Source organism: Kribbella antiqua, from assembly GCF_004345665.1.
In the GTDB taxonomy this organism is placed as follows: domain Bacteria; phylum Actinomycetota; class Actinomycetes; order Propionibacteriales; family Kribbellaceae; genus Kribbella; species Kribbella antiqua.
In genome coordinates, this window is record NZ_SLWR01000020.1 from 43199 (window position 1) to 66146 (window position 22948).

The following is a 22948-nucleotide window of genomic DNA, read 5'->3' on the forward strand; positions in this document are numbered from 1 at the left end:
GAAGATCGGGGCTGCTATACCGGTTTAGTTGTTTGCCCCGCCCAGCAGACCAGGAGCTGACCGATGAGCCCGATCCGCAGAAGAACCCTGTTGTCAGCGATCGCCGCGACTTCCGCCGGCGTCGTCCTGCCAACCCAGGCACAAGCGAAGCCGCGCCCGCGCGCGAAGACCGGCCCGATCTCGGTGGTGTACGTCGAGGTCAACAACGAGAGCATGACGAACGCCGCGAAGTACACGCTCGCCAAGGGCGGCGCGCAGGTCTTCGACCTCGCCGTCATCTTCGCGGCCAACATCAACTACGACGGCACCAAGGCATACCTGTACTTCAACGAGAACGTGCAGAACGTCCTGGACAACGTGGCCACCCAGGTCCGCCCCCTGCAGCAGAAGGGCATCAAGGTCCTGCTGTCCATCCTCGGCAACCACCAGGGCGCCGGCTTCGCGAACTTCCCGACCCAGCAGGCCGCCGACGACTTCGCCCAGGAGCTCGCCGACGCGGTCAACCGGTACGGGCTGGACGGCATCGACTTCGATGACGAGTACGCCGAGTACGGCAACAACGGCACCGGCCAGCCGAACAACTTCTCGTTCGTCTACCTGGTCCAGGCCCTCCGCCAGAAGCTGCCGAACAAGCTGATCACGCTCTACGACATCGGCCCGGCCTCGGATCGGCTGAGCTACAACGGCGTAAGCGTCGCGGAGACCTTCGACTACGCCTGGAACCCGTACTACGGCACGTGGTCCGTGCCGAGCGGACCGAGCGAGAAGTCCCGGCTGTCCCCCGCCGCCGTGTCGTACACCGGCACCAGCCAGTCGACCGCCGCGAGCCTGGCCCAACGGACAGTGGACGAGGGGTACGGCGTCTTCCTCACCTACAACCTAACTGCGGCGGACACGCACACCTACATCTCCGCGTTCACCACCAAGCTCTACGGCAGCACGGCCGTCTACACGCCCTAGACGTCGTACTCCCAGCCGGGTTGCCAATCGAAGGGTGCTGCGACCAGCTCCTCCAGCGATGCACCGCTGCCGAGGAGGTGGTCCAGCGACCAGCGGTTGGCGGAATGCGCGACCACCAGGACCGTCCGACCGTCGTACCAGCGCTTGAGGTCGGCGAGGAACGAGCGGGTCAGCTCGAGTACGTCGCGGTAGCTCTGTCCACCCGGGAACGGATCATCCACCCGGTCGGCCCGGGGCTCGAGGGCAGCTCGAGGCGCGCCGTTCAGTTCGCCGTAGTTGCACTCGCGCAGTCGCCAGTCCTGGAAGTGCGGCACGGTCAATCCGGAGAGCTCAACAGTCTGGACGGCTCGCCGTAGGTCCGAGCTGAACACGACATCCACAGCTCGCCGGCGCGCACCCAGCTCGTTCGCGCCCCTTCGGCCCTCCGCAGAGAGCTCCCCTGGCAGCCAGCCGGTCGCGATGCCGTGCTCGTTGTCGACGGTGATCGAGTGCGTCTCGTAAATCAGCTTCATAACCTCACACCCAATCTCACTTTGCCTTCGTTACCGGCCGGTATATACTGAAGTTACTCGTGAGTAATGCCGTGCGAAGAGGTAGGGGAAGCCCTGTGAGCCACTACAAGTCGAATCTGCGGGACATCGAGTTCAACCTGCTCGAAGTTCTGGGCCGTGACGAGGTGCTCGGGCAGGGCCCGTACGCCGAGATGGACGTCGACACCGCCCGTGAGGTGCTGGCCGAGGTCGACCGGCTGGCCAAGCACGAGCTGGCCGAGTCCTTCACCGAGGCGGACCGGAACCCGCCGGTCTTCGACGCGGACGCGCACGAGGTCCGGATGCCCGAGGCGTTCAAGAAGAGCTACCACGCCTACATGGACGCCGAGTGGTTCAAGCTGGAGCTGCCGCCGGAGCTGGGTGGCCAGCCGACTCCGCCGTCGCTGCGCTGGGCCGCCGCCGAGCTGGTGCTAGGCGCCAACCCGCCGGTGCACATGTACGCCGCCGGCCCCAACTTCGCGCACGTGCTCTGGCGCAACGGCGTAGAGCGGGACAAGAAGATCGCGCACCACATCATCGAGCGCGGCTGGGGCGCCACCATGGTGCTGACCGAGCCGGACGCCGGTTCCGACGTGGGCGCCGGGCGCACCAAGGCCACGCTGCAGGAAGACGGCAGCTGGAACATCGAGGGCGTCAAGCGGTTCATCACCTCGGGCGAGCACGACCTGACCGAGAACATCGTCCACCTGGTCCTGGCCCGGCCGCAGGGCATCGAGGGCGTCGGCGGTCCCGGTACCAAAGGCCTGAGCCTGTTCGTGGTACCGAAGCACCACTTCGACCTCGAGACCGGTGAGCTGACGGGTGAGCGCAACGGCGCCTTCGTCACGAACGTCGAGAAGAAGATGGGCATCAAGGTCTCCACCACGTGCGAGATCACCTTCGGCGACGGCGTGCCGGCCAAGGGCTGGCTGCTCGGCGAGGTGCACGACGGCATCGCGCAGATGTTCCAGGTGATCGAGTACGCGCGGATGATGGTCGGAACCAAGGCGATCGCGACCCTGTCGACCGGCTACCTGAACGCGCTCGAGTACGCCAAGGAGCGGGTACAGGGCGCGGACCTGACCCAGCCGGCCAAGGACGCGCCGCGAGTCACCATCACCCACCACCCCGACGTGCGGCGCTCGCTGCTGACGCAGAAGGCGTACGCCGAAGCCCTTCGGGCGCTGGTGTTGTTCACGGCGACGTACCAGGACCGCGCGGAGCAGGCCCGGTACGCCGGTGAGCACGACGTGGTGGCCGAGGGTGTGAACGACCTGCTGCTCCCGCTGGTCAAGGGCTACGGCTCGGAGAAGTCGTGGACCCTGCTCGGGACCGAGTCGCTGCAGACCTTCGGCGGCTCCGGCTTCCTGCAGGACTACCCGATCGAGCAGTACGTCCGGGACGCCAAGATCGACACGCTCTACGAAGGCACCACGGCGATCCAGGGCCAGGACCTGTTCTTCCGCAAGATCATCAAGGACCAGGGCAAGGCGCTGGGCCACCTGGCCGAGCAGATCCAGGGCTTCGTCGCCTCCGAGGCCGGCAACGGCCGGCTGAAGGAGGAGCGGGCGCTGCTGGCGAAGGGCCTGGAGGACACCCAGAAGATCCTCGGGGTGATGGGCCAGGCGCTGATGGCGAGCAACCCGCAGGCGGAGAACGGCGACCCGCGCAACATCTACAAGGTCGGCCTGAACACCTCGCGGCTGCTCTACGTCCTCGGCGACGTGGTCTGCTCCTGGCTGATGCTGCGACAGGCCGAGGTCGCCCTGAACAAGCTCGGGGGCGAGCTCTCCGCGTCCGAGCAGGACTTCTACACCGGCAAGGTCGCCGCGGCCCAGTGGTTCGTCCGGACGACGATGCCGTCGGTCCGCGCCGAGCGGGTCAAGGCCGAGCTCACCGACCTCGACGTGATGGACCTCCCCGAGTCCGCCTTCTGAGCTGTCTCCTCCGGCTCGGCCGCTTGCGCGGGCCGAGCCGGAGGCGCTTTCCGGAACATAAGGTGCGCCAGTCGCAGAGTTTGTTCCGGAAAGGCCGGGGCAGATGGATCTGCCCCGGGTTGCCCCGCGATTTGGCCTGGTAGCGACCAACTGAATGTAGGAACGTTTCTGCCCGTGGCATCACCCGCGACCCTGGCTTGGCTTCCCCTGTCCGAGCCAGGGCCGTGCCATTTCGTAGGCTGAGCCCGATGCCCGCCCGTCTCGTCGCCACCGTGCTCGCCGCTGGGTTCGCCGTACTGGCGTTCCTCCCCGCCCTCCCCGCGCGGGCGGCGACTCCGGAGTTGCCGGACCGGATCGCGGCCGCGTGGCAGAGCGACAAGATCTACGTCGACGCGCGACTGCGCTCTCCCGGCGAGCTGGACCGGATCCGCACCGCGGCCCGCGGCGTCGATTTCCCCGTGTACGTCGCGCTCGTGCCACAGACGCCGTACACGCGGGAGAACATCTCCGAGCTGCCCACGCTGCTGCATGCCCGGGTCGGACGGCCCGGGCTGTACGTCGTCCAGGTGGTCTCGGACGCGTACTGGTCCGGCCAAGCCGAGCTGTTCCGTCCGGCCGGGCTGAAGGGACGGACCCTCACCAGCGTTCAGCTCGACGACAAGCAGGACCTCGACATTGTCGACGACCAGCCCGTCCCGCAGGTCGTGCGCACGATCCAGCAGGCCGCGACGGCGTACGACGGCCGACCGCTGCCCGCGATCCCGGCCGGAGACCTGGAGCCGGACTCCAGCGAGCACGGGATGTCCGTGACGGATCGGGAGGATCTGTCCGCCTACATCGGCCTGGGGATCGGCGCGCTCGCCGGGTTCGCGCTGACTCTGGCACGGGGCCTGCGCCGGCGGTCGCGACGGGCGAAGAGCGAACCCGACGACGAACCACCCGTCGACGAGTGGGCGCGGCACAGCGAGGCGGACGAGTGGATCGAGCGAGCCGAGCAGGCGCTCGCCAAGCTGGACACGCGGAGCGGCAAGTCGGCGCGACAGCTCGACCAGCGTGACGACGCCTACCGTCGCCTCGACGCCGCCCGCACCCTCCGCGCCGATCAGCCCGAGGATCTGCTCGCGCTCACCGGCGCTCTCGTCCTGGCCCGGCAGGCCGCTCGGGTCGCCGGCGGCGGGCCCGTCCAGCCACCGTGCTTCTTCGATCCAGCTCATGGACCGGGGACGATCCAGGTCGACTGGTCGGACGACGTCGAGGTGCCTGCCTGCCGGCGGTGTGCGCAGCTCGTCCGCAGCGGCCGCACGCCATCCGGCCTGCAGGTGTGGACCAAGTCCGGTGTGCTCGGACTCAATCGCGAACAGGTCCCCTACTGGACCTTGGATCCGGACGACAACCCGATGGTCGCGACCGGCTTCGGGGCTCTCTCCGACGAGCTGCCCGACCGCATCGCCGGCCGGAAGGACGAGGTCCGGTGAGGCGGCTCTTCCTGTTGCTCGTAGCAACGTTTCTCACTGTGACCGTTCCAGCGGCGGCGGCGATCCCGGTGGATCCGCGCATCACCGCCGCGACGAAAGCCTGGCCGACGCGGCCGCTGTACGTCGATCCGGACTTCGCAGCCGTTGCGGATGGCAACCAGCTGCTCCGGGTGATCGAGGCGGCCCCGGTGCCTGTCTACGTGGCCGTCGTACCGACCGGCCAGTGGTTCCAGGAGAAGGGCGACACGACCTTGCTCGTCGGCTGGCTCGCCGCCTCGAACGGAAAGCCGGGTGTGTACGTCGTGATGGACGGCGACGAGACGTACGGCGTCGCGCACGAGGTCGCGGCGTACGCACCCGACAGCAGCCTGGGCGACCCTGATCAGGCGATGAGCGGCCAGCTCGCGGACTACCTCGGCGAGCTGAAGGTGAGCGACCAGTACGACGCCAAGCCGGCTCGGACCGAACCAGATCCGCCGATACCGGCGTCGTCGTACCCGGAGGATCGGTTCACCGTGGGGAAGGCGATCAGCAGCGGTGCCGGTGCCGGCGTGCTCGGCCTGCTGGGCGGTGCGCTGCTCGCGGGCATTGTGCTGGGAGTGGCGGCGCTCGCCGCCCGACGACGTGGAGGACAAGCGTGAGAGCCCGGTATTGCCTGACCCTCCTGGTGGCTTTGCTGATCGCACTGACAGCGGTGCCGGCGCGGGCCGGCACCACGCGGACCCCCGCCGAGCGTGCTCAGGAGATCGCTGCCGCTCTGGCCAAGGACCCGCTGTACGTCGATCCGGCGTACAAGTCGGCGTTGCCGGAGAAGCTGCGGGCCGACGTCCGTACCAAGGCCAAGGCCCTCGGCTACCCGGTCTACTCGATCGTGCTGCCGCTCACGCCCAGCGACGAGTTCCAAGGCGAGGAGAGCAACGTCCTCACCTTGGTGATAGACGCCATGCGCAAACCCGGGCTGTACGTCGTGGTCGACGGGGGCAGCTCGTTCCCCTGGTACGACGCGCACAATCTGCCGCAGCTGAGCGAGGACAAGCTCCGGGCGGCTCGGGAACGCGCGCTCGACGACACCGGGTACGACGCGGGTCCGACCGAGGTGCTGGCGCGGATGTACGAGCTGCTCGCTGCTCCGGGCACGCCGCAGCCCACCCCGACCGCTAGCACCGGCCCCGACTCGAGCTCCGCCCCGGAGGCTGAGGATAGTGACTCGACCGGACGGACCGTTGTGTTGTCGATCGGCGCTGGGCTCGTCGTACTGATCGGGCTGGGCCTGGTCATCGGTCTGCGCCGGCGCGGCAGCGGCTGGGGGATGCCGCGGCGGGAGAAGGCGTTCCGGATTCCGCCGCATGTCGCGGCGACTGTCGCGGCCGAGCGGCGCCGGCGCCTGATCCGCGAGACGACCGACGAGCTCACCACTCTCGGCTCCCAACTGGCCGCACTGCCCACCACCGAGGGCCCCGGCCTGCGCCATCAGCAGACCGCTCTCGACGACCACGCCGCGGCGGGCAAGGTGCTCGATACCTCGACCGATCTGGTCGACCTGGTCGGTGCGATGGTGCTGCTGGACAAGGCACGGCGCGAGTACGACGTCGCCCGGGCGATCGTGGCTCGTCGTACGGCGGACGTCGTACCGGAGCTGTGTGCGTTCAACCCGTTGCACGGCCGGTCGTCCGGGAAACCCAGGCCCGTCGAGGCCGATGGGACGACGCTGACGTTGCCGTTGTGCGCCGATTGCCAGCGGGCGTTGAAGCGGGGCAAGGCGCCGGCGTCGCTGCCGGGGGACGACGGGCCGTACTGGTACGACGACACGCTCTGGGCCCGGACCTTCTACGGCACGACCGGCGAGGATCTCGCCTCGGCCATCTCCCAGGGCGAGCTCCACCGCTGACCTCAGGCATCCCTGAGGATGCGCTCAGGGGAGCCTCGGGGGATCTGCCGGATTCGGCACCACCGCCCCACGGCCTACGGTCGAGCAGACAACGTGGGCGGGGTACGAGAAGAGGCGGACGATGGCGGAGAGCAAGCAACTCGGGGCGGTGCTCCTGGTGGCGGCGGCAGGGCTGGCGTTCTGGTCCTTCGGGGATCGGGACTCCGACGACAGCCACCAGATCAACGACCACATCACCACGGTCGAGCTCGCCGCCAAGAGTGCCGACATCACCATCAAGGTGTCCGACGACGACAAGACGACCGTGCAGGAGAAGCGCAAGTACTGGCTGTGGAAGCACGGCGACACCTATTCGGTCGACGACGGCGTACTGAAGCTCGACGGCGACTGCGGCTGGCAGTGCAGCGCCGACCTCGTCGTCACCGTCCCGCGCGGAACTAAGGTCACCGGCCACAACAGCAGCGGCGACGTCACGATAACGGGCGTCAGCGGAGTCGACGCGGAATCGACGTCCGGCCAGTGGGAACTGCATGCCGTCGAGGGCGATGTGAAACTGAACCTCACGTCCGGCGACGTCTCCGTCAACGGGCTCAACGGCAAGCTCGACGTCAAAGGGACCTCCGGTGACATCGAAGCCCGGGGGCTCCGGGGCGGTGCGGTGAACGCCGAGACCACCTCAGGCGACATCGAGCTCGGGTTGGCCGAGGCGAACGACGTACGAGCGAAGGGCACCAGCAGCGACATCGACGTGCAGGCGCCGGCCGGGAGCTACAACGTCAACACCGAGACCCGCAGCGGCGAAGTCGAGAACGGCCTCGGCGACGACCCCAGCGGCAGCCACACCATCGAGGCGAAGACAACCAGCGGCGACATCGAGCTTGTATCCAACTAGTACGAGGTTTGCCGTGGGGTACCGAGAAGGCGTCCGGGTGGTGTACCAGACATGCGGATTGATGGATTACGCCGCGTGAGCGGAGTAGCGTCGAGGGTGTAAGACGAACTTCACGAGGAGGCTCGACATGAGCGAGCGGAGCGAGCTCATCATCAAGGGCAGCGCATCTCGTGTCTCATGCGCGCCCGGAGCGAAGCGAGGACGCGCATGAGCATCGGTGTGGGGATCTTTCTGATGGTCGTGGGCGGGATTCTCGCCTTCGCCGTCCAAGACTCGTGGGACGCCGTCAACCTGACTGTCGTCGGCTACATCCTGATGCTCGCCGGTCTGGCCGGGATCGTGCTGTCCTTCTACATCACCAACCGGCGCCGCCGGGTGGAGACCGACGCGATCGACCCCGCCGTCGAGGAGGAGTACCGCGTCGTCGAGGAGCACCATCACAACCGCGACGTCATCGAGTAGCTCCCGATAGCACCAGCTCGAGGCGGGCGGCGCCGTCAGGCGTGACGCGGACCGGCACGCCCCAGTCCTGCCTGTGCATGTGACAGGCCGGGAACTCCACTTCTGCTGAGTCGTCACAGGAAGCCGCCTGTACGGCGACGTGCAGCACGCCGTCGCCGACTCGTTCGTCGATCACCAGCCGGCGGGTCAGATCGGTCGAGTCGCCGTCGCCTTCCCGCAGCAGGCTCTCCGGGGTCGACGACACGAGCAACCGCGTCGACGGGCCGTAGCGATCGTCCAGCTTCTGCCCCGGCGGCGGCGTGAACACCACCTCCAGCGTGACCTCGCCGCCCGCGATGTCCATCGGCGGCCGCTGCGTCCGGGTGCTGAACTCGTCCGCCGTCGCCGAAGCGCCCAGCGGGATCCGGGTCAGCCGATGCGCCGCCGACTCGACCACCAGCAGCTCGTTGCCCACGACAACGGCTCCGCTGGGCTCGGCCAGGCCGGTCGCCATCGTGTCGACCACCTCGGTGCGCGGGTCATACCGCCGTACGGCGCCGTTGTAGGTGTCGGCGATCGCGATCGAACCATCGGGCAGGACGGTCACGCCGAGCGGATGCTGCAGCAGCGCCTCGCCGGCCTTGCCGTCGCGCAAGCCGAAGTCGAACAGGCCGGTGCCGACGGCGGTGTGCACCTCGGTGTCGATCCAGCGCAGCGCCGAGATCTCCGAGTCGGCCAGCCAGAGACGATCGCCGTCGACCGCGAGACCGCTCGTCTGCGCGAACCAGGCCTCTTGCAGTGGCCCATCCTTCAAGCCTTCGTTGGTGGTGCCTGCGGCAACTTCCGTGACCTGGCTGAAGGGATCGTACGTCCACAACTGGTGTACGCCGGCCATCGCGATCCACACCTTGTCCTGCCACCACGCCACATCCCACGGCGAGCTCAGTACGTCCGTGCTGTCGCCGTCCATCCATTGCTTGCCGATGCCAACCAAGGTCGTCACCAGGCCGGTCGTCAGGTTGATCCCGCGCAGCGCGTGGTTGACCGTGTCGGCGACGACGACGTCGTACCCGAGCTTGCTCGCGACCGCAGCCGGTAGGAGGGTGAGGCCGTTCGGCTCGGAGAAGCTCGCCTGGTCCGCGGGTCCGTCGGCGAGGCCGCGCAGGCCGGTGCCGAACCGTCGTACGACCGTCGTCGCGTCCTCGGCGAGCTCGACGATGCTGTGGTTGCCCGCGTCGGCCACCAGGAAGCCGTTGTCGGTGGCAACCACCTTGGCGGGGAACCGGAGATCTGTCGGCTCTGGCTCCGGAGCGACGTACGGCGACTTGCCACGCGTCAGGGTGCCGGCTTTCTCGTGCTCGGCGATCAGCTCGGCCAGTTGCGCGTCGAGCGCGTGCGCGTGGCCCTCGCCCGAGTACTGCGCGACGATGTACCCGTTCGGGTCCACGAGCACCAGCGTCGGCCAGGCCCGGGCGGTGTAGTTCTGCCATGTCACCAGCTCCGGGTCGTCCAGCACCGGATGGCCGACCTCATACCGCTCCACGGCAGCCCGCACCGCCGCTTCCTCCCCCTCATGCGCGAACTTCGGCGAATGCACCCCCACGATCACCAGCGCATCGCCGTACTTCTCCTCCAACGGCCGCAACTCATCCAGCACATGCAGACAGTTGATGCAGCAGAAGGCCCAAAAATCCAAAAGCAAAAAGCGTCCCCGGAAGTCGGCGAGCTTCAACTCCTGCCCACCTGTGTTCAACCACCCACGACCCCTGAGCTCCGGCGCACGCACATGCATACCGCCCATTCTCCGCCGCCACTCAACCCGGCAAGCGGCAGGGATCAGCAGCTGGGATTCAGCGGGGAAGGATCAGGGTGTCGGTGAGGAGTTTGGCGGTTTTGCGGAGGGTGGCGGGGGAAGAGGAGAGGTCGGTGGCCAGGGCGTAGGGAGTCAGGGGTTCGCCGGGGCCTACCAGGCGGTGGCGGTGGGCCAGGAGCCAGACGATGGCTCGGGGCCAGGTGGAGAGGCGGGCCTTGGCGAGCAGGTCGGGAGCGTCGCGGACCAGGCGTTCGGCGATGTCGAAGGCGTCGGGAGCGTACGCGTTGCCCAGGGTTTCGCCGGCCATCAGCCAGGCGTGCGGAGCCAGCACCGACAGCGTGGCGGCTTGGGACTTGTCCAGGCCGTGCAGGTCGGGTTGTGGCGGTGAACCCAACCCGGAGAGAGCTCGGTAGGCATCTTCGAGGTCGTTGCTGGTCTCGTCGAGGAAGACGCGTTCGCCGGGTCGCGAGCCGATCGGGTCGATCATCGCGGACGCTTCCAGCGCCGGCGTCCACACATCCACGGCGTCGACCGCCTCGTCGATCGCGTCGAGGGCGAGCTGCGTCCGCTCCCCCGCGAACTCCAGCCACGACTTCACCACCACCGGCACCGCCGCGAAATAGGTGCTGTCAGCAAGCACCTTGCGCGGCAACCAGTGTGCCAGGAACAGCTCCACCAGTACGGCGCTCACCCGGAGCGGACCACCGACAGTGTGGTCGACGGCATGGTCGATCCACAGCCGCACGATGTCCGCCGCGTCGTCGGACAGGCCAACGGCGTAGGTCGACTCGAGGAACTCGTCGACCAGTTGCTCGCGCTGCTTCGGCGACAGCAACGGCCGGATCGGCGGCCGGATCGGGCGTTCCGGCAGCTGCGTCAGCCGGTTCACCAGCAGCGCGGAGAAGAACTCGAAGTCCTCGGTCACCGGCGGATCGTCGTAGTCGTTGGTCTCGCCGAGCGCCTGCAGGATGATGCCCGCCGCGGTCGGCGGCCGGACCGTCCGGATCGTCACCCGCCCACCGCGCTGGTACGCCTCGAGCACCCGGTCCACCGGCGGTCCGACGAACACGTCCTTGACGATCGCGCCGAGGTTGTTGTCGATGAAGACGACCACCGTGTGCGGATGCTGCTCGTCGTCGTAATCCAGTACGACGCTCAGCCCGTCGCCGGTGATGTCCTCCGACACGATGGCGCTGGTGAGGCGGAATCCGGCGATCCGGGTCACCCACTCCGGCACGTCGGCCTCGGTTCGCAGCCGGGACAGATGAGCGCGCTGCAACGGCAGCCGCCCGGCCGGGCCGACCGTACGGGCCAGACTGGTCAGCAGGACAAAGGATTCCGGGTCGCGGCGCTCGCCGAGCACGCGGGCGGCGTCGGCCCAGAAGAACCGCTCCACCTCACCGATCTCGTCCGGGCGCCCGGCCGGCCAGAGCTGGTCCGCGAGCATCGCGGCCGACCGCGCGACCGAGGCCTCCGCGATCACCGGGTACAGCGCCCGGGGCGCGGCGGCCAGGTCCATGGCCAGCGTTTCCTGCAAGGTTTCCAGCACAGCGCCACTCGGCGTGGTGTCGACATCGACACCCGCCGTGGGTCCGTGGTTCGGTGCTGGGGTCGAATCGACCAGCCGGAGATGGCTGCGTCGTCCGTCCCGCCCTCGTGGTGACTTGGTCACCTTGGCGAGATTACCGTCCGGCCGCACTCCCCCGCAGGGCCCTGCGCGCGTCCTGTGGACAAGTTATGAGACACGCCGTCACCAATTGACCGCGGCCCGTGCAATCAAGGCACGGGCCGCAGTCGGCAAACATCAGCCCTTCAGTGCTCCGGCCATCAGACCGCCGATGAACCAGCGGCCCAGCAGGATGTAGACGATCAGGGTCGGGAACGAGGTGATCAGCGCGCCGGCCATGCTGGCCGCGTAGTCGACCTTCTGACCGCCGGACAGCGCGGCCAGGCCCAGGGTCACCGGGCCGTTGTTCTGCTGGGTCAGGAACAGCGCGAACAGGAAATCGTTCCAGACCGAGGTGAACTGCCAGATCAGCGTCACCACGAACCCGGAGATCGAGATCGGCAGGATGATCCGGGCGTAGGTCTGGACCAGCCCGGCTCCGTCCACCCTGGCCGACTCGATGATCTCCTCCGGCACAATGGTGGCGTAGTAGTTGCGGAAGATCAGCGTGCAAATCGGGATGCCGTAGATGCAGTGCGCGACGATCAGCGTCGGCACGCCCCGGGTGACGTCGAGCTCCTGGAACGTCGTCCGCAGCGGCAGCATCACCGCTTGGTAGGGGATGAACATCCCGAACAGGATGAACGCGAAGACGAGGTTCGCGCCCGGGAACCGCCAGCGGGCCAGCACGAACCCGTTCACGGACCCGATCATCGAGGAGATGATCGCGGCCGGGATCGCCAGCGACAGCGAGCGGATCATGTACGGCTGCAGCACGTCCCAGGCCTTGCGCCACGGCTCCAGCGTCCAGGTCTGCGGCAACGACCACTGCGCGGCGGCGGTGGTGTCGCTGGAGGTCTTGAAGCTGGTGATCAGGACGACATATACCGGCGTGAGCACGAACAGCAGGAAGAGCAGCAGCAGGATGTACCGGATGGTCCGGCTCCGCCGGGTCGTCCCTTCGCTGAGCCTGCTGCGCGGCTGCTTCTGGCTGATCGCCGCAGCGGCCTTGCCGGTCGCGGCCGGTGCCTCGACGGCGGTCATCGCTTCTCCTCCTGCCGGACGGTCAGCGCGAGGTACGGGATGACCAGTACGGCGACGACCGCGAGCATCACGATCGCTATCGCGGCCGCCTTGGCCTGATCACTGCGCAACAGGGTGTTCCACATCAGGATGGCCGGCACCTCGGTGCGGAACTGGTTCGGCCCGGTGATCGCGTAGATCAGGTCGAACAGCTTCAGCGAGATGTGGCCGAGGATGATCAGGGCCGACAAGGCGATCGGCGACAGCTGCGGGAACAGGACGTGCCGATAGAGCTTGAACTCCGACGCGCCGTCCACCCGGGCCGCCTCCCGCAGCTCCGGCGGGATGCCGCGGAAGCCGGCCAGGAACAGCGCCATGATGTACCCGGACATCTGCCAGACCGCCGGTAACGCGATGGACATCATCGTCGTCCACCGGCTGCCCGCGGTCCACCACGGATTCTCCAGGAAGTTCAGGTGCAGGATCGCGAACAGCCGGTTCAGGCCGCGCGCGTCGTCGCCGGTGGACGGATTCAGCAACCAGCCCCAGACCACACCGGAGGCGATCATCGAGATCGCCATCGGAAACAGGAACACGGACCGGAAGATCGACTCCCCGGGCACGCCCTTCTCCAGCAGCAGTGCCCAGATCAAGCCGAAGATCAGCGTGCCCACGATGAACGCCACCGTGAGCACGCCGAGGTTCTTCAGCGAGTTGAGGAACCGGTCTTCACTGAACAGATGCCCGTAGTTCTCGAACCCGACGTAGTCGGCCGGGCCCGAGCGGGCCGTGTGCCGGTTCGTCAGCGAGGTGTTGAACGACCAGGCGATCAGCCCATAGACGAAGTACCCGAGCAGGAGCACGGTCGGCAGCAACACCAGTGCGCCCGGGCCCCAGGTGCGAATTCTTCCGTGCATGCTCAAACCTCCGACTCGAGGCCGGCCCTCAACTCGATGCGCATCAGCTCGTCTTCATCGCGGTGCCGAGCGCGGACTGCAGCTTCGCGACGTCCTGGCTACCGCTGAACTGGCTGATCGCGGACAGGATGTCGTTGTTCTGACCGACCGAGCAGGCCGCACCGTGCGCGCAGGACGGCACGATCTTGTCCTTCTTCCAGTCCGCCATCGCCGACTGCTGGTACTTCGGGTAGTCGGCCGGGTTCGCGTCCGAGCGGGCCGGGATCGAGCCCTTCTTGGTGTTGAACGCCTTCTGGCCCTCGGCCGAGCCGGTGACCTTCAGCCAGCACTTCGCACCCTCGGGGTCCTTCCCGCCGGTCGGCAGCGTGAACGAGTCGGCCAGGAACTGGAAGTTGCCCGCCGTACCAGGGGACGGCCAGTAGGTGTACGACGACTCCGGCACCTTGTCCGCCAACTGCTGCGCGGCGACCCAGTCACCCATCAGCGTGTAACCGGCCTGGCCCTTGTTCACGTACCCCAGCGCGTCCGGCCAGTCGATCGCCTCGCGGTCGGCGTTGGTGTACGACAGCATCTTCTTGTACTTCTCCAACGCCGCGGTGACGTCGGCGCCGGCCCAGTCGGTCTTGCCGTTCCACAGTCCGGTGAACTTGTCCGCCCCGAGCTCGGCCAGCAGCACGGCCTCGACCAGCATCTCCTGGGCGAAGCCCTTGGAGATCGCCAGCGGTGCCTTCACCCCGGCGGCCTTGAGCTTGTCCATGTCCGCGATCCACGCGTCCACGGTTGCCGGCGCCTTCGCGGCGTCGATGTTCGCCTTCTTGAGCACGGTCGGGTTGGCCCAGACCACGTTGGCCCGGTGGACGTTGGCCGGGATCGAGTAGATCTTGCCCTCGACGGTCAGGTTGTCGATCAGGTTCTGCGGGAAGGCCTTGTCCAGGCCGAACTCCTTGTACAGCCCGCTGACGTCGTCGACCTGGCCGGCGTTGATGTAGTCGCGCAACTCGGCGCCGGCGTGCGCCTGGAAGGTCGACGGGGGGTTCTTCGAGGCAAGATCGTTCGCCAGCACCTGCTTCGCGTTCGAGCCGGCGCCACCGGCGACGGCCGCGTTGACGAACTTGTAGTCCTTGCACTCGGTGTTGAACACCGACACCAGACCGTCCAGACCGGCCTTTTCACCACCATCTGCCCACCAGGTGAAGACGGTGACGTCCTTGCTCGCGGCCGAGTCCCCACTGCCGCCATTGTCGTCACTGTTCCCGCAGGCGCTGACCGCGAGAAGACCCGCCGCACCCAGCACCGCGAGGGTCTTGCTCAGACCACCACGCATGTTCACTCTCCGATCAAATCGTGGAGCCGCCTGTGACAACGATGCCCCCTTGACGGCCCAACTCTGGGCACGTCGCCGGGCGAGTGTCAACGATCCGCGCAGGAGGGATGCGCAGACGTGACCACCGGCTCACGGCTGGTGTGAGAGCGCGCACATCGGGCACCCGATCGGGCACCTCGCGCAGCCGGGTTGCGCGTTACGGCCTGAGCAGCACCTTGATGGCGCGGCGCTCGTGCATGGCTTTGTAGCCTTCGGCCACTTCCGCCAGCGGCAGTTGGCTGTCGAAGACCAGGCCGGGGTTGATCTCTCCCGCGAGTACGTCGGCCATCAGCTCCGGAATGTACGCCCGGGTCGGGGCCATTCCACCGGCCAGCGCGACGTTGCGCGAGAACATGGTCCGGATCGGTACGTCGACCCCGTGCGGCACCCCGACGAAGCCGACCGTCGCTCCGGCCCGGGCGACGTCGAACGCGGTCGTCATCGCCTGCCCGGTCCCCACACACTCCAGTACGGCGTCCGCACCCACCCCACCGGTCAGTTCCAGTACGGCGTCCCGCCCGGCATCGCCACGCTCGGAAATGATGTCCGTGGCACCGAATTCCAGCGCAAGCTTTTGCCGGGGCTCATGCCGCGACATCGCCACGACCCGCGCGGCGCCCATCCGCGAGGCCGCGAGTACGCCGCACAGGCCGACAGCTCCGTCGCCGACCACGACGACCGTGTCGCCCTGCTTCACCCGGGCCGCGCGCGCAGCGTGCCACCCGGTGCCCATCACGTCGGACAGCGTCAGCAGCGACGGTACGAGCGAATCGTCCGGCAGCTCCGGTGTGGCGACGAGCGTGCCATCGGCGTACGGGAGCTTCACGTACTCACCTTGGCCGCCGTCGGCCCGGCTGCTGCCGAGGCCGACCAGGTTCTGGCAGGCGGACTGGTAGCCGGCCAGGCAGTGCGGGCAGGTCCCGTCGCTCACCACGAACGGGCAGATCACGAAGTCGCCCGGCTTCACCGTACGAACGTCGGCGCCGACCGCCTCGACGATGCCCACGAACTCGTGCCCGATCCGGCTGCCCGGCGTGATCTTGTTCTCGCCCCGGTACGGCCAGAGATCGGAACCACAGATGCACGAGGCAACAACTCTGACCACCGCATCCGTCGGCCCGTCGATCTTCGGATCCGGAACCTCGCTCAGCCGAACGTCGTACGGCCCATGAATCGTGGTGGCTCGCATGCCCCCCACCTTAAACACCCGTTACAGAGTCGTGTACCGGCCGCGGCGGTGGACCAGCGGCGGAATCTCGTCGGCGGTGAGTTCGACGTGTTCGATTTCGAGTTGGACCTGCAGCGCCCAGCCGACTTCAGGTGGGTTGTCCGCGGTGAGCCGGCAGCCGGCCCAGGTGCTGACGGTTGCCGGGGCCGGGCCCCACGCAGTGTCGGTCCAGTCGATCATCTTGAACGGGCCGCCGGGCGCGGGCGCCACGTAGCCGAAGGCGTCGGCGAGTTGCTGGTGCGGACCGCCGAGGAGTGACACCACCGCGGTCCTTGCCTGCCGCAACGTTTCCCAGAGGTCCGAGTCCGGGTCGATCAACCCGATCACGTAGCCGGGTTCCCCGTCGGCCACCAGCATCGACGACACCGTCAGCCCGGCCCGCTTCCCGTCGTACGACGTCGTCCACAACCCGACCGGCGACGGCAACCGTCCCCGCAACCGCCGCACGGGACTCCGCTCCGACTCAGGCGGCAAGAACGGATGATCACCGTGGATCGTCATACCTGCACGGTACCTACCGCGGCGACCTGCCCCGGGATCCACCACGACCGGAACCTGTGGAGCGCCGCAGGTGGTCGGGCCGCGCGCCGGCGGTTGCCGATCGGGCGGGCGCGGACTGCGCCGACCGCGCGGGCGCCGTCACTCGCTCCGGAAGCGTGAATCGGTCGAACGGGAGGGTCAGCAGTCCGCCCGCGTCCCGGTAGCTCTCGACCTTGCCATCGGCGTCGAAGGTGAACCGGTGATACTCGCCGTACGCGCCGAGGCCGGGTCCTTCGACGACCTTCAGCGTGTCGCCGTCGGGCTCGAGCCGGGTGATGCCGGCCGACGGATCGGCGCTCGTCGGGACGATTCCGTACAGCCGTCCGCCGAGTTGGACGATGTCGCGGACACCCCAGAGGTTCGCGTACCGCCCAGTGAAGCGGCTCAGCTCAGCAGTCGGCTCCGGCCGCTCCTTCGACTGAGCCAGGTCGCGGAGTTTGTAGAAGCCTCCGGCCAGTTGGTGCGACGGTCCGTCGCTCGCGTTGGTCAGCACCGCGACCACGATCCCGGCATCGGCGTCGGCCCACGTGCTGGTCACGTGCCCGGGGTAGCCGCCGCCGTGCCCGAGCAACTGCCGCTCGCCGACCTTGTCCACCTGCATGCCGATTCCGTACCTCGGCCACTCGTCCTGACCGAGCTGCCAGAGCGGATGCCGCATCTCGCGTTTCGACTTGTCCGTGAGCAGCCGCTCGTCCCCCGGCAGATGCGCGGAGAAGTACGTGACGAGGTCACGGGCGTTCCCGCAGAAGCCGGCCGCGGACGCGAGCGCCCCGGTATCGGCCAGGTCGATCGGCACCCGCCGGGGCGCGTACCACAGCCCGGTGTAGCCGGTCACGTAGTCCGCTCTCCGGCCTGGGTCCAGTTCCGGCGCGAGGTTCGAGAGACCGAGCTTCTCGACGATCGCCGTCCGGACATGGTCGTGGTACGACGTGCCCGTCGCGCTCTCGATGACCAGACCGACTGCTCCGTAGGCGATGTTGGAGTACTTGAACTGCTCGTTCTCCGGCATCACCGCCGACGCGTCCTGCCGCAGTACCTCGAGCAGGCTGTCGCGATCCGGGAAGGGCCTGGTCAGTTGCCAGAAATCGCCGTCCGGGCCGTCCCGCGTGACACCGCCGGCGTGCGCCAGCACGTCCCGCAGGGTCCGCTTACCCACCGGCGTACCGGCGATCTCCGTGACATGCTGCCCGACCTCGTCGTCAAGCCGCAGCCGACCCTGCTCGACCAACTGCATCACGGCGGTCGCGGTGAACGTCTTCGAGTGCGACGCGAGCTGGAACAGGTGCTGCTCTGTCAGCGGTACGTCGTTCTCCACGTCGGCCGACCCATACGCCGCCGAGAACGCGATCGCCCCTTCGGCGTACACGGCGACCTGGATGCCCGGGACTCGCAGGAAGTCCCGGTTGAACTCCAGCCAGCTGCTGTAGTACTCGAGGACTTCGTGCAGTGATTCCGCGTCGGACATGCCGCCTAGATTGACTGACGCAGAGGCCACCGGCAAAAGTCAGCTGACGGTCACTCGGTCCGGGAGGGTGAAGCGGTCGATGGGGTGGGCGAGGAGGCCGCCGGCACTGCGGACGGACTCGACCTGGCCGTCGGCGTCGAAGGTGAACTGGTAGCGCTCGCCGTACGCGCCGTACCCGGATCCCTCGACGACCCGGAGCGTGTCACCGTCGACCTCGAGCTGGGTTGGTTCCTCCGCGGGGTTCGGCCCGGTCGGGTCGACGCCGTACAGCCGACCAGCCAGCTGGACGATGTCGGAGACACCCCAGAGGTTGGCGTAGCGGCCGGTGAAGCGGCTCAGGTCGGCGGTGTGCTCCGGGCGCTCCTGCGAGTTCGCCAGGTCGAGGAGCCTGAAGACGCCTTCGTTCAGTTGCTGCGCGGGCCCGTCGATCGAGTTCGTCAGCACCGACACCGCGATCCCGGCCTTGCCGTCGACCAGCGAGCGGGTGATGTGCCCGGGGTAACCGCCGCCGTGCCCAAACACCTCCCGGTCGCCCACCTGCGCGATCTGCAGGCCGAGCCCGTACTTCGGCCAGTCGTCCTTGCCGGTCTTCCAGAGCGGATGCTGCATCTGCCGCTTCGACGCGTCGGTCAGCAGCCGCTCGTCGCCGGGCAGGTGCGCGGAGAAGTAGGTGACCAGGTCCCGCGCGTTCCCGTAGAACCCGGTCGCCGACGCCAGTGCCCGGGTGTCGACGTGATCGATCGGCACCCGTTCGTCGGCGTACGAGAGCGCGCTGTAGCCCGCGGCGTACTCCGCACTCCGCGACGGGTCCAGCTCAGGCCCGAGATGCGACAGTCCGAGCTTCTCGACGATCTCGGTGCGGACATGGTCGTTGTACGACGTACCGGTCGAGGCTTCGATCACCAGACCGAGCAGCCCGTAGCCGATGTTGGTGTACTTGAAGCGCTCGTTCTCCGCGAGTACGACGGACCCCGGTGCGCGCAGCACGTCGAGCAACTGGTCGCGATCCGGGAAGGGCTGCGCGAGCTGCCAGAAGTCCGCGTCCGTACTGTCCCGGGTGACGCCGCCGGCGTGGCTGAGCAGGTCCCGCAGGGTGCGCTCGCCCAGCGGCGTGCCGGCCAGCTCGGTGACATGCATCGACGCCTTGTCGTCCAGCCGCAGCCGGCCGCGCTCGGCCAGTTGCAGTACGGCGGTCGCGGTGAACGTCTTCGAGTGCGACGCGATCCGGAACAGATGGTCCTCGGTCAGCGGTACGGCGTTCTCGACGTCAGCCGACCCGTACGCCGCCGAGAACGCGATCGCCCCCTCGGCGAACACCGCCGCCTGGACGCCCGGGACCCGCAGATGGCGCTGTTTGAACGCGAGCCAGCTGCCGTAGTAGGTCAGTACTTCTTGCAGTGACTCATGATCAGACATGACGCCTAGATTGAATGACGCGGAAGCGACTCGCAACGTAAGCGCCGTCGGTGTATGTCGCGTTGGCGGCCGGATTGGCGCCAGTACCGTGGAAATCGCTGAAAGCAGCCGATTGATTCACGAACACCTGGCCGGTCAGGTTCTCCGACAGTGCGACGCCGACATCGAGGGCCGCATCCCGGGCCTGGTCGAGCACCTTCGGGTCGGTCGAGTAGACGCCGGACGTCATCGCGCCGCCCTCGGCGACGGTCTTGCGGAACAGGTCGATCGACTCGCCGGTGTCCGCAGTCCGGACGAGGAACGACACCGGGCCGAAGCACTCCCGCCCGTACACCTCCTCGTCCTTGGCGTCGATCGCGACCAGCAGCGGCGTCCGGACCAGCGCGTCCGGGAAGGCCGGGTGCTGGATCGCCCGTGATTCCAGGACCACGTCGCCGTACTCGGGAGCGAGCTCGAGGCGGCTGATCACCGCCTGGTTGACGATGCCGCCGAGGATCTCGACCGCGCGGGCGTCGTCGCCGAGCAGCTTGCTCATCGCGGTCGCGATACCGGCGCCGACCTCGTCGAAGGACTTGTGACCCTCGTCGGTCTCGATACCGCCGGCCGGGACGAAGATGTTCTGGGTGGTCGTGCACATCTGGCCCGAGTACAGCGACAGAGTGAAGGCCAGGTTCCCGGTCAATGCCTTGAAGGAGTCGGTGGAGTCGATGATCACCGCGTTGACGCCAGCCTTCTCGGTGAAGACCGTCGCCTGGGTCGCGTTCTGCTCGAGCCACTCGCCGAACTCGCTGCTGCCGGTGTAGTCGATCAGCTTCACCTCGGGCCGGGTCGCCAGCGGCTTCGCCAGGCCATCACCGGCGCGCTCGACGGCCAGGGTCACCAGGTTCGGGTCGAAGCCGGCCTCGGTGAGCACCTCGCGGCACACGTCGACCGTGATCGCGAGCGGCAGTACGGCGAGCGGGTGCGGCTTCACCACCACGGCGTTGCCGGTGACGAGCGAGGCGAACAGGCCGGGCCAGGAGTTCCAGGTCGGGAAGGTGTTGCAGCCGATCACCAGCGCGACCCCGCGCCCGGACACGGTGAAGGTCTTCTCCATCCGGATCGGTTCACCCTTGGCCGGCTTCTCCCAGGTCGCCTCGGCCGGGTAGCGATTCATCTCCTCGTAGGCGTACGCGACCGCCTCGAGCGCCCGGTCCAGCGCGTGCGCGCCACCGGCCTGGAAGGCCATCACAAACGCTTGACCGCTGGTGTGCTGGACCGCGTTGGCCAGCTCGAAGACCCGCTTGTGCAGCCGGTCGAGGATCTCCAGCGTGACCCCGGTCCGGGCGTCGATCCCGGCCTTGCGCCAGTCGGCGATACCGCTCTGAGCGGCGCTGAGCAGCTCGTCCAGCCCGTCCTCGACGGTCCGTGCGTAGGCGACGTCCAGCTTGATGCCGTACGGCGAATGTTCGGTGATGACGGTTCCGCGTGACCCCGGCGTCTCGACCGGGTACGTAGTACCGAGGTGGGCCTCGAAGGCGGTCTTGCCGTCGGCTGCCGCCGTCTCGCCGTACACCCGCGGGCTCGGCGACTCCGGGAAAGCCGAGTGGTAGCCGCGGCCGCGGATCGCCTTGAGTGCGTCGTCGAGGCGCTCGCGGTGGGTCGCCAGCCAGTCGGTCATGGGTCCTCCAAGCTCGGGGTCTGCGTCTGTGATGTTACAGTCGTTGGCGGATGCGGGGGTAGGGTGTCACAAGCCTTCTTCTCGATTGGGCAAATCCTTGAACGACTTGGCGGGCCGCGTAGCGGCGGCGATGTGGGCGGAGGACACCGCCAGCGCAGGCCTGGGGATGCGGCTGGTCGACGTCGGTGAAGGCACCGCCCGGATCGAGATGCCGGTTCGCGAAGACATGGTGAACGGGCACGGTATCGCGCATGGCGGATTCGTGTTCTGTCTCGCCGACTCCGCGTTCGCCTTCGCGTGCAACTCGCGCAACCAGGTGACCGTCGCGCAGGCCTGCGACATCGTCTTCGTTGCCCCGGCCCGGCGCGGCGACCTGCTCGTCGCCGAGGCCACCGAGCGGACGTCGTACGGGCGGAACGCGATCTACGACGTGACCGTACGCCGCGACGAGGACGTCATCGCCGAGTTCCGCGGCCGCGCCCGCCAACTGTCCGGCACGATCATCCCTTCTTCGGAGGACGCGACATGACAACCCGTGAGGCCTTCCTGGTGGACGGCGTGCGTACGCCGATCGGGCGGTACGGCGGTTCGCTCGCCGCGGTGCGGCCGGACGACCTGGCGGCGCACGTCATCTCCTCGCTGCTCGCCCGGCACCCGTCGCTCGACCCACGGCTGGTCGACGACGTGATCCTCGGCTGCGCCAACCAGGCCGGTGAGGACAACCGGAACCTGGCCCGGATGGCGGCTCTGCTGGCCGGCCTGCCCACCTCTGTGCCGGGATCGACGATCAACCGGTTGTGTGGGTCCGGCCTGGACGCGGTTGCCTCGGCGGCCCGGTCGATCATTGCCGGGGACAACGAGATCGTCGTGGCCGGCGGGGTGGAGTCGATGTCACGGGCACCCTTTGTGATGCCCAAGGCAACGACGGCGTACGCGCGATCGGCGGAGATCTTCGACACCACGATCGGGTGGCGGTTCGTGAACCCGGTGCTGCAGCAGCAATACGGGATCGACTCGATGCCGGAGACCGCGGAGAACGTTGCCGCCGACTACGGCATCTCCCGCGAGGATCAGGACCAGTTCGCGCTGCGGAGTCAGCAGCGCGCGGCCAAGGCTCAGGCGAACGGCCGGCTCGCGGAGGAGATCGTGCCGGTGAAGGTCCCCGGGAAGCGCGGCGCTGTGACGGTGGTCGAGGTTGATGAGCATCCCCGGGAAACCTCACTCGAGGCATTGGCCGGGCTGAAGACTCCATTCCGGACTCCTGGCACCGTGACCGCCGGGAACGCGTCCGGAGTCAACGACCGCGCGGCGGCCCTGCTGGTCATGAGCGGCGAGGCGGTCAGGCATCTCGGCGTCCAGCCGCTCGCCCGGATCGTCGGTACGGCGGCCGCCGGAGTGCCGCCGCGGATCATGGGCATCGGCCCGGCGCCGGCGACCTTCAAGTTGCTGGATCGCACCGGGGTCGCGTTGTCCGACATCGGCGTGATCGAGCTGAACGAGGCGTTCGCGTCGCAGTCGCTCGCCGTACTGCGTGAGCTCGGCCTGCCGGACGACGCCGAGCACGTGAACCCTAACGGCGGCGCGATCGCCCTCGGTCACCCGCTCGGGATGTCCGGCGCCCGTCTCGCCCTGACCGCCGCCCTCGAGCTTCGGCACCGCGACGCCGGGTTCGCGTTGGCGACGATGTGCATCGGCGTCGGCCAGGGCATCGCGACCCTGCTCGCCCGCGCCTGA

20 protein-coding genes are annotated in these 22948 nt (G+C 68.1%); 9 read left to right on the forward strand and 11 right to left on the reverse strand.

The genetic code is table 11. The features are described 5' to 3' along the window. Positions 1 to 63 precede the first annotated feature (63 nt). Positions 64 to 960, forward strand: a complete 897-nt coding sequence (locus tag EV646_RS37610) for an endo-beta-N-acetylglucosaminidase H (protein WP_132157424.1) — start codon at positions 64 to 66, stop codon at positions 958 to 960. Here EV646_RS37610 and EV646_RS37615 read toward each other — a convergent pair. Beyond that, entirely contained in the window at positions 957 to 1472 is a 516-nt protein-coding gene (locus EV646_RS37615; protein WP_132157426.1) for a histidine phosphatase family protein, read from the reverse strand. The genes EV646_RS37610 and EV646_RS37615 overlap by 4 nt on opposite strands. 95 nt (positions 1473 to 1567) lie before the next feature. Between EV646_RS37615 and EV646_RS37620 the strand changes: the two genes are divergently transcribed. From EV646_RS37620 to EV646_RS37645, 6 genes are all read left to right on the forward strand, one after another. Continuing rightward, positions 1568 to 3427: an acyl-CoA dehydrogenase gene (locus tag EV646_RS37620; protein WP_132157428.1), complete on the forward strand. Its 1860-nt coding sequence runs from the start codon at positions 1568 to 1570 to the stop codon at positions 3425 to 3427. Between the two features lie 248 nt (positions 3428 to 3675). Beyond that, entirely contained in the window at positions 3676 to 4902 is a 1227-nt protein-coding gene (locus tag EV646_RS37625) for a hypothetical protein (protein ID WP_132157430.1), read from the forward strand. 38 nt (positions 4903 to 4940) lie between these two features. Then, a complete protein-coding gene (locus tag EV646_RS37630; RefSeq protein ID WP_241996588.1) occupies positions 4941 to 5543 on the forward strand; it encodes a hypothetical protein in 603 nt (200 codons plus the stop codon). Continuing rightward, entirely contained in the window at positions 5540 to 6790 is a 1251-nt protein-coding gene (locus tag EV646_RS37635) for a hypothetical protein (RefSeq protein ID WP_132157434.1), read from the forward strand. Before EV646_RS37630 ends, EV646_RS37635 begins: the two co-directional genes overlap by 4 nt. Positions 6791 to 6911: 121 nt before the next feature. Continuing rightward, positions 6912 to 7682, forward strand: a complete 771-nt coding sequence (locus EV646_RS37640; RefSeq protein WP_132157436.1) for a DUF4097 family beta strand repeat-containing protein — start codon at positions 6912 to 6914, stop codon at positions 7680 to 7682. Positions 7683 to 7889: 207 nt separating this feature from the next. Continuing rightward, positions 7890 to 8144, forward strand: coding sequence for a DUF6458 family protein (locus EV646_RS37645; RefSeq protein ID WP_132157438.1), 255 nt, complete (start codon positions 7890 to 7892; stop codon positions 8142 to 8144). Here the strand turns inward: EV646_RS37645 and EV646_RS37650 are convergent. The 10 genes from EV646_RS37650 to paaN form a co-directional block, all read right to left on the reverse strand. Continuing rightward, a complete protein-coding gene (locus tag EV646_RS37650) occupies positions 8134 to 9924 on the reverse strand; it encodes an NHL domain-containing thioredoxin family protein (RefSeq protein WP_338419313.1) in 1791 nt (596 codons plus the stop codon). The genes EV646_RS37645 and EV646_RS37650 overlap by 11 nt on opposite strands. A gap of 49 nt (positions 9925 to 9973) precedes the next feature. Next, a complete protein-coding gene (locus EV646_RS37655) occupies positions 9974 to 11608 on the reverse strand; it encodes a hypothetical protein (protein WP_241996589.1) in 1635 nt (544 codons plus the stop codon). 132 nt (positions 11609 to 11740) lie between these two features. Then, on the reverse strand, positions 11741 to 12646 hold the full coding sequence (locus EV646_RS37660; RefSeq protein ID WP_132157442.1) for a carbohydrate ABC transporter permease: 906 nt from the start codon (positions 12644 to 12646) through the stop codon (positions 11741 to 11743). Next, entirely contained in the window at positions 12643 to 13542 is a 900-nt protein-coding gene (locus EV646_RS37665) for a carbohydrate ABC transporter permease (protein WP_132157444.1), read from the reverse strand. The genes EV646_RS37660 and EV646_RS37665 overlap by 4 nt, the downstream gene beginning before the upstream one ends. 43 nt (positions 13543 to 13585) lie before the next feature. Next, positions 13586 to 14866, reverse strand: coding sequence for an ABC transporter substrate-binding protein (locus EV646_RS37670; protein WP_132157446.1), 1281 nt, complete (start codon positions 14864 to 14866; stop codon positions 13586 to 13588). 196 nt (positions 14867 to 15062) lie between these two features. Further along, positions 15063 to 16094 carry a zinc-dependent alcohol dehydrogenase family protein gene (locus EV646_RS37675; RefSeq protein ID WP_132157448.1) on the reverse strand — a complete coding sequence of 344 codons (1032 nt, stop codon included), beginning with the start codon at positions 16092 to 16094 and terminating at the stop codon, positions 15063 to 15065. 21 nt (positions 16095 to 16115) lie between these two features. Continuing rightward, the gene (locus tag EV646_RS37680; protein ID WP_132157450.1) at positions 16116 to 16634 is read right to left on the reverse strand and encodes a flavin reductase family protein; all 519 of its coding nucleotides are present in this window, start codon (positions 16632 to 16634) and stop codon (positions 16116 to 16118) included. Positions 16635 to 16647: 13 nt separating this feature from the next. Further along, the gene (locus tag EV646_RS37685; RefSeq protein WP_132157452.1) at positions 16648 to 18138 is read right to left on the reverse strand and encodes a serine hydrolase; all 1491 of its coding nucleotides are present in this window, start codon (positions 18136 to 18138) and stop codon (positions 16648 to 16650) included. Positions 18139 to 18177: 39 nt separating this feature from the next. Next, complete coding sequence (locus EV646_RS37690; RefSeq protein WP_132157454.1) at positions 18178 to 19554, reverse strand: serine hydrolase; 1377 nt, start codon at positions 19552 to 19554, stop codon at positions 18178 to 18180. After that, positions 19547 to 21214 carry a phenylacetic acid degradation protein PaaN gene (gene paaN / locus EV646_RS37695; protein WP_132157456.1) on the reverse strand — a complete coding sequence of 556 codons (1668 nt, stop codon included), beginning with the start codon at positions 21212 to 21214 and terminating at the stop codon, positions 19547 to 19549. Before paaN ends, EV646_RS37690 begins: the two co-directional genes overlap by 8 nt. A 106-nt stretch (positions 21215 to 21320) precedes the next feature. On the opposite strand from paaN, the gene paaI reads away from it, so the two are divergent. Together paaI and pcaF are read left to right on the forward strand one after the other, a co-directional pair. Then, positions 21321 to 21743: a hydroxyphenylacetyl-CoA thioesterase PaaI gene (paaI, locus tag EV646_RS37700; RefSeq protein ID WP_241996590.1), complete on the forward strand. Its 423-nt coding sequence runs from the start codon at positions 21321 to 21323 to the stop codon at positions 21741 to 21743. Continuing rightward, complete coding sequence (pcaF, locus tag EV646_RS37705; RefSeq protein WP_132157460.1) at positions 21740 to 22948, forward strand: 3-oxoadipyl-CoA thiolase; 1209 nt, start codon at positions 21740 to 21742, stop codon at positions 22946 to 22948. The genes paaI and pcaF overlap by 4 nt, the downstream gene beginning before the upstream one ends.